Here is a 13,578-nt window from a genome sequence, read left to right as displayed (position 1 = left end):
TATAAAAAAACTCACTTATCTTTTGAGCATAATCCGCTACAATCCCCCCACTTAAACAACCCCAGTTCTTGCAACAAGAGCCAATCGTGAATATTGACGTTATACAATTACTAGAGCAAAACCCCATCCTACTTATCTTCGTCGCCTTAGCATCGGGCTTGGCGTTCGGAAAAATCCGTTTCGGCAGTTTTCAGCTTGGCAATTCAATCGGTGTCCTCATTACGTCATTGATCATGGGCCACTTAGGCTTTTCATTTAGCCCAGAAGCCCTAACTATCGGTTTTATGCTCTTTATCTACTGTGTTGGTATTGAAGCAGGACCGAATTTTTTTGGTATTTTCTTCCGCGATGGAAAGCATTATTTCATCCTGAGTTTAGTGGTATTGTCTACCGCTCTGTCAATTACTCACTTTGCCTCTCGTTTGTTCGGGCTTGATTATGGCATGGCCGCTGGAATGATGGCTGGAGCTCTAACAGCAACACCCGTGCTCGTCGGTGCGCAAGATGCCATAACCACCGGGTTAGCAACGATACCAAGAAATATGGATCTGACTCTGGTCATGGAGAACCTATCCGTGGGATACGCGATGGCCTACCTCGTGGGTTTGATCAGCATGATCACTTTTGCCAAGCTATTACCCAAATTACAGAAGCAAAACCTGTCTGACTCTGCGCAGCAAATCGCACAAGAACGAGGCATTGGAAGCTCTAGTCAGCGTAAGGTCTATTTACCGATCATTCGTGCTTACCGAGTCGGCTCTGAGCTCATTGCATGGACAGACGGCAAGAACCTACGTGAACTGGGTATCTATCGTCAGACAGGCTGTTATATCGAACGTATTCGTCGCAATGGCATTCTCGCCCACCCCGATGGTGACGCGATATTACAAGAAGGTGATGAAATCGCTCTGGTTGGTTTTCCAGACAGCCATGCGCGTCTGGATCCAAGCTTTCGCAACGGCAAAGAGGTATTCGACCGAGACTTACTTGACCTAAGAATTGTTGAGGAAGAGATTGTTGTAAAGAGTGACAGTATGGTTGGGAAAAGACTCTCAGAGCTCAACCTCTCTGAATTTGGCTGTTTCCTCAACCGAGTGGTGCGTGCTCAAATTGAAATGCCAATGGACTTAGACATCGTTCTTGCTAAAGGCGATGTATTACAGGTCAGTGGCGAAAAAAGCCGAGTTCTAGGTCTTGCTGAAAAAATCGGTTTTATCTCAATTCATAGCCAAATCGCCGATTTGCTGGCGTTCTGTAGCTTCTTCATTCTTGGTTTAATGTTCGGCTTGATCACCATGACATTTGGTCAGGTTTCCTTTGGGTTAGGTAACGCGGTAGGACTGCTTCTTTCAGGGATTACCCTTGGGTTTCTGCGTGCCAACCACCCGACTTTTGGTTATGTTCCACAAGGTGCATTGAATATGGTCAAAGACTTAGGGCTTATGATTTTCATGGTGGGTATTGGGTTAAGTGCTGGGGGCAAGATTTTCGAACACCTATCTCAAGTCGGTCCACAAATCATCGGTCTCGCGTTTCTAGTCAGCGTGGTTCCCGTTGCGATCGCTTACCTGGTTGGCGCTTATGTTCTTAAAATGAACCGCGCTTTACTATTTGGTGCCATTATCGGTGCTAGAACCTGTGCTCCGGCTATGGATATCGTGAATGATTATGCGAAATCAACCATCCCTGCGCTAGGCTATGCAGGTACCTATGCCATTGCCAATATTCTTATGACGCTTGCCGGAACCGTTCTGATTATCATTAGTTGATGGTCGCTTATTAAAAATAGAAAGATGAAAGTGAAGCGCTAGAAAGCTAGAAAGCTAGAAAGCTAGAAAGCTAGAAAGAAAAAATACCGAATAGAAACACAAAGAACAGCGAAATCATTACAGTAAGACCTAAAAAAGGCGCTCAGTGAGCGCCTTTTTAGTCTCTAAATAAACTCTATCAATCCTATTTGGGTAGATTGACGGTCACTTAGCTTTAACTAGATATTAAATAGCGATGATGTCTGATTCCACCGCTGGGTTAACATCCGCTTCGTAATCAACACCTTCAACACCAAAGCCGAATAGCTTTAAGAACTCTTCTTTGTATTCAACGTAATCGGTCAAATCTTTCAGATTCTCAGAGGTGACTTCAGGCCATAATTCACGACAATGCTTTTGAATGTCTTCACGCAGTTCCCAGTCGTCAAGACGTAGGCGGTTCGCTTCATCTACTTCTGGAGCGCTGCCATCTTCTTTATATAAACGCTGGCTAAACATGCGATAGATCTGTTCCATACAACCTTCATGAACACCTTCTTCACGCATTTTTTTGAATACCATAGCGATGTAAAGTGGCATCACAGGAATCGCCGAGCTTGCTTGCGTAACCACAGACTTCAGAACAGCCACATTCGCACTGCCACCGGTTGCTGAGAGCTTTTCATTAAGCTCATTCGCAGCACGGTCTAGGTCCATTTTCGCTTTACCTAACGCGCCTTCCCAATAGATAGGCCAAGTCAGTTCAGTTCCAATGTAGCTATAAGCGACCGTTTTACAACCGTCAGCAAGAACACCCGCTTCAGAAAGCGCATTGATCCAAAGTTCCCAGTCTTCGCCGCCCATCACGGTAACCGTGTCTTTAATTTCTTCTTCTGTTGCAGGCTCGACTGACGCTTCAATAATCAAATCTTTATTGGTATCAACAGCCGTTGCTGTATACGTTTCACCAATAGGTTTCAGTGCTGAACGGATCAGCTCACCGGTTTCTGGCAACTTACGTACTGGTGACGCTAGCGAGTAAACCACCATATCAATCTGACCTAGGTCTTCCTTGATAAGCTCAATCGCTTTTTGCTTCGCTTCGTTTGAAAACGCATCGCCGTTCAAGCTTTTAGAATACAAGCCTTCTTCACGAGCGAGCTTGTCAAATGCCGCTGCGTTGTAAAAACCAGCGGTACCGGTTTTACGCTCAGTCCCTTCTTTTTCAAAGAAAACACCGATAGTAGAAGCACCGCCGCCAAATGCAGCCGCAATGCGAGAAGATAGACCGTAGCCACTAGAAGAACCAACCACCAATACACGTTTTGGTGCATTTTGAATTGGACCTTGCGCTTTAGTGTAGGCAATTTGTTCTTTTACGTTTGCTTCACAGCCCACAGGGTGTGTTGTGGTACAGATAAATCCACGAATTCGAGGTTTGATGATCATATTCAACTTCCTTAAAAAATCATCGCTAGAATAAAAGGTTCACGACTAAATCGCATCAAGTTTCTGCAAAAACAGGGAAAATAGACAAGTGGTTGGATCACTCAAGCGTGACTCTGATTCAATTTGTGCTTTTATCATTACTTTAAAGATTAGATTTAACTGTTCGATCCCACTATTCGATCCCACTATTCGATTTCACTATCTCATACGAATGATTCCAGCCATGAAAAAGGACCTCTGATTCAGAGGCCCCTTGCGATTTAGTGATAATTTATGATAACAACCAAAAACTAGGCAACACTGTTGAGCTTAGGTTGATTGTTTTTGTGTGTTCTCACTTCACTGTAATCATGGCTAAAGTCATCGACTTGAATCGCTTTGTAGCGAAGTCTATCCGCCGCAACAATCGTATCGACTTCTTCCTGCGTAAGCACTTCAGCCGCCAACGCTTGTGCTAGTTTTTCCGTTAATGGCGCTTTGCGAACCACTTTGCCTGCCTTAACCGCTTTATTGAGCTTTCTCTCTAGGCTCTTAATGTCGTACATAGCTAGGAACGCTTTTTCCATTAGACCTACGCTGTCATCTTCACTGTCTCCGACATAACATAAGTGAGTCAATCGATCTCGGCATGCGCCCGGCGTCATGACACTTTCAGCAAGTTTGACCGCTAACTGGTCACTTGGTTTGTCGAAGTGATTCCCCAATGGAAATACAAGCAATTTGAGTAAACGCCCGACCATTTTTTGTGGGAAGTTTCGATACGCTTCTTGCAACGCCTCAGCACCTTTATGGAAACAGTGTTGAATGGCGTAATGCACGTAGTCTAAATCTTGCTGCTGACGGCCTTCGTCTTCGTACTTTTTCAATACAGCAGACGCCATGTAGAGATAGCTCAGGCCATCACCTAAACGCGCTGAAATCATCTCTTTACGTTTCAAATCGCCACCGAGTGTCAACATAGCAAAATCGGCACTGACCGCGAGTGCACGACTAAGGCGAGTCAAATCTTTGTAATAAACCTGAGTGGGTCCACTCATTTCGGCTTTAATAAAGCGCGATCCGGTTAACCCTGCACCAAAGGCGCCAAGGGTATTTTTGGTCGCATGCCCAATATGTTTAAACAGCAACTTATCAAACGCTTTTGCCCCTTCTTTTTCATCAGGGTTCGCCGCCGCTTCCATTTCTTTAAGTACGTAAGGGTGACAACGTGTCGCACCTTGACCAAAAATCATCAAGTTACGCGTAAGAATGTTCGCGCCCTCTACCGTTATCGCGACTGGCACACCCAGATAAGCCGACGTCAGATAGTTCATCGGGCCTTCTTGAATCGCACGACCAGAATGAATATCCATTGAGTCATTCATAATGGTTCTTGCGATTTCTGTCATATGGTATTTAGCAATGGCGGTAACAATGCCTGGCTTTTCTTTCATGTCTAAAGACGTGGTTGTTAACGTTCGTGTCGCCTCAAGAAGGTAAGTCATCCCGCCGATGCGCCCTAGCGATTCCGCCACACCTTCAAACTTACCAATCGACATACCAAATTGTTTACGCACATACGCATAAGCACCCGTAGTACGAGAGGTGAGATGACCAAGTGCCGTGCCCAGAGCCGGTAAAGAAATACCACGCCCCGCTGACAGGCATTCCACCAACATTCTCCAGCCTTTGCCTGCGTATTCAGAGCCGCCAATGAGCCACTCAATTGGAATGAACACATCCTTGCCACGAGTTGGGCCATTCATGAACGCCAAACCGATAGGGTCATGGCGTTCACCCACCTGCACACCCTCATGCGAAGTCGGAATAAGCGCACAAGTGATCCCCAGCTCTTCTTTGTCGCCCAGTAGGTGGTCGGGATCGTTTAGTTTAAAAGCCAAACCAAGCACGGTAGCAACAGGCGCTAACGTGATGTAACGCTTGTTCCAGTTCAAGCGAATGCCAAGCACCTCTTTACCTTCATGAGTGCCGTAGCATACGGTACCTTGATCGGGAATGCTCCCGGCATCCGAACCCGCTTCAGGCCCCGTTAATGCAAAACATGGGATATCGGTACCGTCGGCTAAACGTGGCAACCAGTAGTCTTTTTGGCCTTGCGTACCGTAGTGAGAAAGTAACTCACCTGGCCCAAGAGAATTCGGTACCATCACGGTAACCGCAGCACTGATGCTGCGAGTCGCAATGCGAGAGACGATGGTTGAATTGGCAAGCGCTGAAAATTCACGACCACCATATTGCTTAGAAATGATGAGAGAAAAGAACCGCTCTTTACGTAAGTAATCCCAGACATCTTTAGGAAGATCGCGGTCCTTTTTGACAATTTGATAGTCATCAAGCATCGACAACAGAGTTTCTAGCTCGTTATCCATAAAAGCTTGCTCTTCATCAGTCAAGCTTGGCGCAGGATACTGATGAAGCTTCGAAAAATCAGGGTTACCAGAAAACAGCTCCCCATCCCACCAGACACTTCCGGCTTCCATCGCTTCTTTTTCCGTATTGGATAATGGTGGTAGAACTTTCTTAAAAAATTCAAAAGCGGGATCACTGACCCATTTTCTTCGTAGAGAGCACATATTCATATCCTTTTGTTCACGTGTTGGTGTGTTTTTATATTTATTAGGTTTTTATATTTATTCGTCTTTTGTTTCAGTTGAGTTAACTGGCGTTTAATTAATGGGCTGCGACCCCTGCTGACAAGTAAGGGATGAGCCGATCAACCACCGCTTTAGAATCCACTTTGGTGCCAAAATCGTTTTCGGCTATCTCAGCCAACGCCTGGCTAGATGCCATAGTAAATACGCAAGTTCCAAGCGTAAAATGAAGACGCCAGAACAGAGTTTCTTGAGTTAAATTAGGGTTCGCCTTAAGCACAGATTGAGTGAACAAAGACAAAACGCCTTGATAACGTGTGGTGATGAACCAGCGCAAATGCCCCTGCACGTCGGTGTATCCACGACCAATAAGCAGCATAAATCGACTTGTTCCGTCTGGTCTCACACTGTTGAGAGCCCTTAACGGCTGACGTAACGATTCGAATACATCAGCCACTTCAAAATCGCTGCGTTCATTAAGCGATTCCAACGACTGCTCAAGTGCTGGCATAAACGCTTCTAAGTATCGGTCGATGACAGCTCTAACTAAGGTTTTCTTATCGCCAAAGTGATAGTTAACCGACGCCAAGTTCACGCCTGCTTTGCTCGTAATCGTTCTTAATGACGTGTCATTAAACCCTTGCTCCGAGAACAGCACTTCCGCCACATCTAGAATTTTATTTTTGGTATCGTTTTTGGCTGCCATTTCAATCGCTCGTATTAAACATCTGTTTGAAATATACAGATCGAAAACATGATTAACAAGCTATTAACATCACATTTATGACCATTGGTCTGACCAGAATAGTGCGTAACGCTTTAATTTATTGAAAATAAAAGAGTTAAAAAAACTTCGATTTTTATTACAAAATGATGGAACTGTTTTGGGAAAGGCGGGTCTTACTAAGTGTAGTTGGCAGAGTTTTAAGAGTTTCACTGGCCGTCAGACTTGTTTTTATACTGCCACTACCGTTTAAACTGCTTTTTCATATTAACTCCTATGTTTGTATCTGCCCAGAACCTGATTGTTCTGGGCTTTTTTTATTCTGCTGTTTTTATTTTATTCTATTATTTTATCCTGATGTTGTGGTTTGTGGTTTCGACGCAAGCAAATAGCTGCGGAGCAAATAGCGACGGAGCAATAGGAAAAATGGCGACAAGATTGATATACTTCCCCAATGTCACACTCTTGAGCCTTTCCATGATCCTAAATAATTCTCCCGTCACTCAACATCGCTTTCAAGATATTGCGTTTTTCCTCAAGAGAGACGATAAGCTTCACAGCCAGTTTAGCGGTAATAAAGCTCGAAAATTCAAGTGGCTACTGAATAACAACGACGAAACGATTACCACAATTATTGGCTATGGTTCTGCTCAAGCCAACTCGCTGTATTCCCTTGCTGCCCTTGCAAGCATTAAAGGGTGGCAACTTGAATTTTATGTTGATCATATTCCCCATTGGCTCAAGAAAACGCCTATCGGTAATTATCGAGGTGCACTGGATTTAGGGGCAAAGGTCATTGCAGTAAAAGACGTGATTTCGACGCCTCTTCACCCTGCGGATTTCATTGCTCAGGTTCGTCAGCCCAACGAGCGTTGTATTGTTGTCCCAGAAGGTGGACGTTCAACTTCGGCCGCATTAGGCGTGACTGAGCTTGCAGAGGAACTTTTGCAATGGGCGAGATACGACAGTAGCCAACGTTGTGTTGTGGCTCTACCATCAGGAACAGGCACCACATCGCTCTATCTAAGCCAATATTTAAAGCCACATGGGATTGATGTACTGACCTGCCCTTGTGTCGGTGGCCGTGATTATTTGACACAACAGTTTCATGAATTAGAGCCTCACAACCACCCTGAAATCCTGACGTTAGACAGCAAGCATCACTTTGGAAAGCTTGATCATGAAGACTATTTGATTTGGCAGCAATTACTCGACGATACTTATGTCGAGTTTGATTTACTCTATGATCCGATGATGTGGCGCTGTTTGCTCAAACATAGACAATACTTAGAAGACAAAACGCTGATCTATGTTCATCAAGGTGGGATCTTAGGCAACGAGAGTATGCTACCTAGATATCAAAGGCAGTGGGATTAAATGAAACCAGTAAGGACGATTTGAATGATAAAATATCCACTGATTGCGCTCACTTCTATCGTTTCAATGACCTTTATCGTTGCAATGATCGCGCTTCCATTAAATGCAAAAGTCATTTCAACACCGGGGAAAAGCATCATTGCCGTTGATGGCGCAAGCGCAGCAAAACGGGTTTGCTATTACCAAGACCAAGCCTACTCATTAGGGGCTATCCTTCAGGTCGGCGAGCATTACATGATCTGCAAAGAAGCGAATGACTTTGAAACCAATGGTGCCTTAAAATGGGTTCAACTGAAATCTTCATCACAAGATAACTAAAAAAGCGCTACCGAAGTAGCGCTGTGATGCCTGTTTCTAGGGGGGAAAGCATCGAAATTAAACGGTAGTGGTGAGTCTGAGAGCTCTTACTTTACTGTTATTCTTACGCGACCGCTGCCTCTTTGCTTGATTCTCTTTGCTTTAAAAACGCATAACCAAACCCAGTCACCGCTGTACCTGCCGCTATTGCCACTAAGTACATCAGTATTGGAGAAATGGCACCAGGGATAAGCAACACAAATAAACCACCGTGCGGTGCCATCAGTTGAGCGCCAAACAGCATCGAAAGTGCCCCCGTTAATGCTCCGCCTGCCATACACGCTGGAATAACACGCATCGGATCTTTTGCAGCAAATGGAATCGCACCTTCAGAAATAAAACACAATCCAAGAACAAACGAGGCTTTACCTGCTTCTCGTTCACCCGCTTCAAACTTATCTTTTGCTAACCACGTCGCAAGGCCCATGCCTAAAGCCGGAACCATACCCGCGGCCATAATGGCAGCCATTGGCGCATACGTTTGTGATGCCAATAGACCCACACCAAATGTATAAGCTGCCTTGTTGATTGGGCCACCTAAGTCAAAGCACATCATTGCACCAAGAATTACACCTAGAAGTACCGCGTTCGCTGATCCCATGTTGTTTAGAAAATCCGTCATCGCTGACATAATTCCAGAAACAGGACCGCCAACGATGTAGATCATCACAAGACCGGTGAACAAACTTGCCACAAATGGAATGATCAATATCGGTTTCAGCGCTTCCATAGATTGAGGAAGAGAGACTTTGTCAGCGATGAGTTTCGCGGAATAACCCGCAATGAACCCCGCAGCAATACCACCAAGAAAACCGGCTCCGGTTGAACTTGCTAACATACCGCCAATCAAACCAGGGGCAAGACCCGGACGATCCGCAATGGAAAAGGCAATGAACCCAGCGAGTACTGGAATCATCAAAGCAAAGGCAGAGCCTCCACCAATAGTCATCAATGCCGCGGCTAATGTTCCTTCTTCCTTAAAGGCTTCAATACCAAAAACAAACGAAAGCGCAATGATCAAACCACCTGCAACCACGACAGGTAGCATGTGAGATACCCCGGTCATAAGATGCTTATAAGCGCCTTTTTTCTCTTCACCGGCGGTTGACTGATTTGCACTACCACGGTGTTGGTATGGTGTGGCATTTGCAAAGGCCTTGCTGATCTCTTGCTCTGTTTTCTTCAGAGCTAGACTTGTGCTGGTTTTATAAAGCGCTTTGCCATTGAAACGATCCAAAGGCACTTCAATATCGGCGGCAATAATAACCAGGTCAGCCTGTTCAATATCTTGATCCGTTAACTGGTTCTTAGCCCCTACGGATCCCCGAGTTTCAACTTTAATAGTGTGGCCTAGTCGAGCACTCTCTTTTTCCAGCGCTTCTGCCGCCATAAAAGTGTGCGCTACTCCAGTGGGACAAGCGGTTATCGCGACAATGTTCTTCGCTACTTTTTCCGTTACCTTTCCCGCTACTTGGGTTGCTACTTCTACACCTGACTCATGCTCTAAGCGATTAGCTTGATTCGATTGAAGTTCATTCGCATCCGCAATAGCAGAGGTTAAGAACGCCACCGCATCGGCAGTACAATCTGAAATCGTCGCTTGGTAAACGCGCTTTCCAATGAAGCGAGCCGTATCAACCGGCGTGTTGGCAGCGATAACGACAATATCGGCATCCGCGATTTGTTGCGGTGTTAATGGCGCATTATCGATAACGCTTGAGTGACATTCAGTCACGGTATCATGGCCTAATGTTTCTGCTGCTTTTTGCAATAAACCAGCGGCAATAACACTGTTGGCAACACCACTTGGGCAAGCGGTAATGATGGCAATTTTCATAATGTTGACCCTTTTCCTTGTTGGCCTAATAGCCGTTAGCTATTGGCTTATGATGTCTATCTGAGTTTGCGTCTGTAGAGTGTGTAGTTGTTCTTTTGAGGGTATTCCAACGCCTATTTGTGTCACCGCTAAGGCAGACAAAGCGGTGGAAAATTGAAGTAATTCGGTTTTGTTCATCTGTTGCATGTGGCCCCAACAGAGGCCCGCTACCAGCGTATCTCCAGCACCGACTGTACTCACCACCTTCATTTTGGGTGGTTTTGCATGGAGCCACTCGCCTTGATTTAGCCACATAACGCCATCCGCTCCCATTGAGATAACAATGTTCTCTATGCGCTTTTCGGCCAGCGTTTCTGCGGCGGTTCGACACTCGTTAGGACTAGATAAAGAAAGTCCCATAACCTGTGACAGTTCTTCTTCGTTAGGCTTTATCAACCACGGGCTCGCATCAATGCCTTGAGCTAATGCATTTCGGCTGCTATCAAAAATGACTTTTTTTCCTAATGAACGCAGTTTTTTAATCCAACTTGCGCAAAGCTCAGGGGAAATACCGGGAGGCAAGCTTCCCGCTATCACGAAATAGTCATGATCTTCAGCTAAATCCAACAATGTTTTTTCAAACTCAAGTACAGCTTGAGGAGTCACTTCTACACCCGGGAAGTTGATGTCACTGACACTGCCCGATTGTTCAACCAGCTTGACGTTAATACGAGTTGAACCAGGAACCCTAACGAACTTGTCGGTTGCGCCAATCTGTTCAAACAGCTGACAAAACATTTCTTGGTTATCAGTCCCTAAGAATCCGGTGACCGTGACCTCAGCCCCAAGCTCTGATAGCACCTTGGCCACATTTACGCCTTTACCTGCCGCGTGAAGTGAACCTTCATCGACCAGGCTGACACCACCGGGATAGATAGACGGTAAGTGCCCAGTAAGATCAAGCGCCGGATTCAAAGTGACCGTTACGACTTTACTTGTTTTCATTGTCATCACTCTCTCACCCTTCACCCAGACCGGATTGAATCGCTTTACCTATCGCTTCTATGGCTTGTTTTGAATCTGGCCCATCGGCCGTAAATTTGAGCGTGTAACCATGCTTAACCCCCAATGAAATGACCTTCATAAGACTCTTCGCATTCACTTCCTCTCTGTCACCATTGAGGTTGGCGACTTTAATCGTCGACTCAAATTTTTTCGCTTCAGCAACGAGCATAGCGCCTGGTCTCGCGTGCAGGCCGTGGGCATTTCGAATCGTAAATTCACCGCTATTGACGAGTTCGCTATTCATTGGGTTCGACTCTAAGACCGCGTTATCTGACATCTCTTCAGTTTGATTGTCATCACGTACGAACAGCGCCACCAGCTGATCTTCTGACAGAGTAAATAATGATTTTTGCTGCTTTGAAAATACCAGCTCTGTTAACTGTTCAAGAACGGGTTTATGGCGCTGATTACAGGCTGAAATAACCAGTAGAGCTTTCACTGGCTGATGGTTCATTTCAAATGGCTGCGCCGCTGAAACAAAAGCCATTCCTGTTTGATTCACCGAACAATCACTGCTGACTAACCACAAGCCATCGCCCAGAGATGTTGGCGCTTTATTAATTACGTCGGAAATAAATTCAGCGTCGACGCAGCCTTGATTGCGCAGCAACCCACTGGCGACAGCGCTCATCTGAATCATATCGGTCGCGGGGAACTCACGTTGAATAAGAGAAGCAGAAAATGAAAAACTGCTTTGGTTCTTGTCGCTTTGCGCATCGCCATTCAAAATAGCGATCAATTGATCTTTAGTACTGGCTTGCTTGAGCAATAACTCAACATTCTCATTCGATAAAACATGGGTCAGTTGCTTCAATATGCCAAGGTGCTCATCAGATTGAGCAGCAATACCAATAGCAACATAAACAATATTTCCATCGCCCCAGCTCATTCCCTGCGGAAAATGATGCAGTGACACCCCTGTTTGTTTCACCAAATCGCGTGTTTGAGTCGTACCATGAGGGATCGCGATACCATTCCCCAGATAAGTAGAATGTTGAGATTCGCGCGCCAGCATTCCTTCAACATAGCCATCTTCAACATAACCCTTGCCAGATAAATCTAACGCAATGGCTTGGATAGCCTCAGTCTTGTTATTAAAAGACTGGTTTAAAGTAATGTCATCTAGTGTCAATTCGAGCATAGCTGCTGCCTCAGTGTTATTTGATTTCATCAGATGCTGAATCGATTCAGCTTTTATCTAAAAAAAACTAACAAAGAAGTTTTTGTCATCTTCAATGTTAGCAAGAAACAACACAGCTCATAAAATTCAAGATTGAGAACTCTGCTGAATCCTTTCAGCTTTTATACTGAATCGATTCAGCGTATAATGCAACTCTTGCTCAACGTAAGATCGTATTTTTATGATCAATGGCACAAAAAGGATCCATAATGACGTTAGATGAAATCGCAAAATTGGCAGGGGTATCTAAGACGACGGCGAGTTATGTCATTAATGGTAAGGCCCAGAAATACCGAATTTCTCAAAAAACTCAGCAAAAAGTCATTGCCGTTGTTCAAGAGCATAACTACCGCCCTGACCACGCCGCATCATCGCTACGCGCAGGAAACAGCCGTTCATTTGGCTTAATTATCCCAGACTTGGAAAACACCAGTTACGCGCGCATTGCTAAAATCTTAGAGCAAAACTCTCGCAAAGCTGGCTACCAGATATTAATTGGTTGTTCTGATGACGATCCTGACACTGAAAAAAATGTCACCGAGGCGCTCATATCAAGACGCATCGATGCACTTTTTGTCGCCAGTGCCCTTCCAGACGCCAATGATTTCTACTTAGCCATTCAGCAAGCAGGTACCCCAGTCATTGCGATTGACCGACCCTTGGATGACGAACACTTCGCGTGTATTGTCAGTGAAGACTATGATGCAGCGTTTGAATTAACCCAGTCGGTTATTGATTCCAACACAAACATGGTTGGGCTTATTGGGGCGTTACCCGATCTTAATATATCGAAAGAGCGCCAACTAGGGTTTGAATCCGCAGCGAAAGAAAGGAATGTCCAGACACTGTCTGGTTATGGCGAACACTTCAACCGACAAGACGGCTATGCTCAACTGAAACACTGGATTGAATCGGCTCAAATGCCCGATGCCATTGTAACGACTTCTTATACGTTGTTAGAGGGTGTGCTTGACGTGTTTTCAGAAAAACCGGAGTTGATGACGAAAATAAAGTTAGCGACCTTTGGTGATAATCGCTTACTCGACTTTTTGCCTTTCAAGATAAACTCTTTACCCCAGCAGTTTGATTTGATCTGTGACAGTGCGTTAGAACAAGCACTCAACGCCTCACAAAAACGATATAACCCCGGCGTTGAACTTATTCCAAGAAAGATCGTAGTTCGTCGTTGATTGAGTAGTGAAGTCGCATTTCGCCCAACAAGTCATTAACCCGTCGCTCAACATCACAAACACTGGAAAGACAAAGATCAA

Annotated in this window: 10 protein-coding genes; 4 read left to right on the top strand and 6 right to left on the bottom strand. The window is 45.1% G+C overall.

The window, feature by feature from the left end; all coding sequences use genetic code 11:
• Positions 1-86: 86 nt before the first annotated feature.
• Positions 87-1,769 (top strand): aspartate:alanine antiporter, encoded by a 1,683-nt coding sequence (locus tag QF117_RS12090; RefSeq protein ID WP_282389147.1) that lies wholly within the window; start codon positions 87-89, stop codon positions 1,767-1,769.
• Positions 1,770-1,994: 225 nt separating this feature from the next.
• Here the strand turns inward: QF117_RS12090 and fabV are convergent, their stop codons facing one another.
• The 3 genes from fabV to QF117_RS12075 form a co-directional block, all read right to left on the bottom strand.
• A complete protein-coding gene (gene fabV / locus QF117_RS12085; protein WP_282389146.1) occupies positions 1,995-3,197 on the bottom strand; it encodes an enoyl-ACP reductase FabV in 1,203 nt (400 codons plus the stop codon).
• A 290-nt stretch (positions 3,198-3,487) separates the two neighbouring features.
• The gene (locus QF117_RS12080) at positions 3,488-5,770 is read right to left on the bottom strand and encodes an acyl-CoA dehydrogenase (protein ID WP_282389145.1); all 2,283 of its coding nucleotides are present in this window, start codon (positions 5,768-5,770) and stop codon (positions 3,488-3,490) included.
• A gap of 97 nt (positions 5,771-5,867) precedes the next feature.
• The gene (locus tag QF117_RS12075) at positions 5,868-6,494 is read right to left on the bottom strand and encodes a TetR/AcrR family transcriptional regulator (RefSeq protein WP_282389144.1); all 627 of its coding nucleotides are present in this window, start codon (positions 6,492-6,494) and stop codon (positions 5,868-5,870) included.
• A gap of 495 nt (positions 6,495-6,989) precedes the next feature.
• Between QF117_RS12075 and QF117_RS12070 the strand changes: the two genes are divergently transcribed.
• Together QF117_RS12070 and QF117_RS12065 are read left to right on the top strand one after the other, a co-directional pair.
• Positions 6,990-7,889 carry a 1-aminocyclopropane-1-carboxylate deaminase/D-cysteine desulfhydrase gene (locus QF117_RS12070; protein WP_282389143.1) on the top strand — a complete coding sequence of 300 codons (900 nt, stop codon included), beginning with the start codon at positions 6,990-6,992 and terminating at the stop codon, positions 7,887-7,889.
• Positions 7,890-7,913: 24 nt separating this feature from the next.
• Positions 7,914-8,207, top strand: coding sequence for a DUF1496 domain-containing protein (locus QF117_RS12065; protein WP_282389142.1), 294 nt, complete (start codon positions 7,914-7,916; stop codon positions 8,205-8,207).
• Positions 8,208-8,310: 103 nt separating this feature from the next.
• Here QF117_RS12065 and fruA read toward each other — a convergent pair whose 3' ends face one another.
• The 3 genes from fruA to fruB are packed head-to-tail and all read right to left on the bottom strand — an operon-like array spanning position 8,311 to position 12,268.
• Positions 8,311-10,083 (bottom strand): PTS fructose transporter subunit IIBC, encoded by a 1,773-nt coding sequence (gene fruA / locus QF117_RS12060; RefSeq protein WP_282389141.1) that lies wholly within the window; start codon positions 10,081-10,083, stop codon positions 8,311-8,313.
• Between the two features lie 39 nt (positions 10,084-10,122).
• The gene (gene pfkB, locus QF117_RS12055) at positions 10,123-11,073 is read right to left on the bottom strand and encodes a 1-phosphofructokinase (protein ID WP_282389140.1); all 951 of its coding nucleotides are present in this window, start codon (positions 11,071-11,073) and stop codon (positions 10,123-10,125) included.
• Between the two features lie 7 nt (positions 11,074-11,080).
• Positions 11,081-12,268 (bottom strand): fused PTS fructose transporter subunit IIA/HPr protein, encoded by a 1,188-nt coding sequence (fruB, locus tag QF117_RS12050; RefSeq protein WP_282389139.1) that lies wholly within the window; start codon positions 12,266-12,268, stop codon positions 11,081-11,083.
• 248 nt (positions 12,269-12,516) lie between these two features.
• Here fruB and cra point away from each other — a divergent pair, with 248 nt between their 5' ends.
• Positions 12,517-13,497 carry a catabolite repressor/activator gene (gene cra / locus QF117_RS12045; protein WP_282389138.1) on the top strand — a complete coding sequence of 327 codons (981 nt, stop codon included), beginning with the start codon at positions 12,517-12,519 and terminating at the stop codon, positions 13,495-13,497.
• Positions 13,498-13,578 lie beyond the last annotated feature (81 nt).

This window comes from Vibrio sp. YMD68, assembly GCF_029958905.1.
Lineage (GTDB): Bacteria > Pseudomonadota > Gammaproteobacteria > Enterobacterales > Vibrionaceae > Vibrio.
The sequence above is the reverse complement of the archived record's forward strand: the minus strand, read 5'-3'. Positions and strand labels throughout refer to the sequence as shown.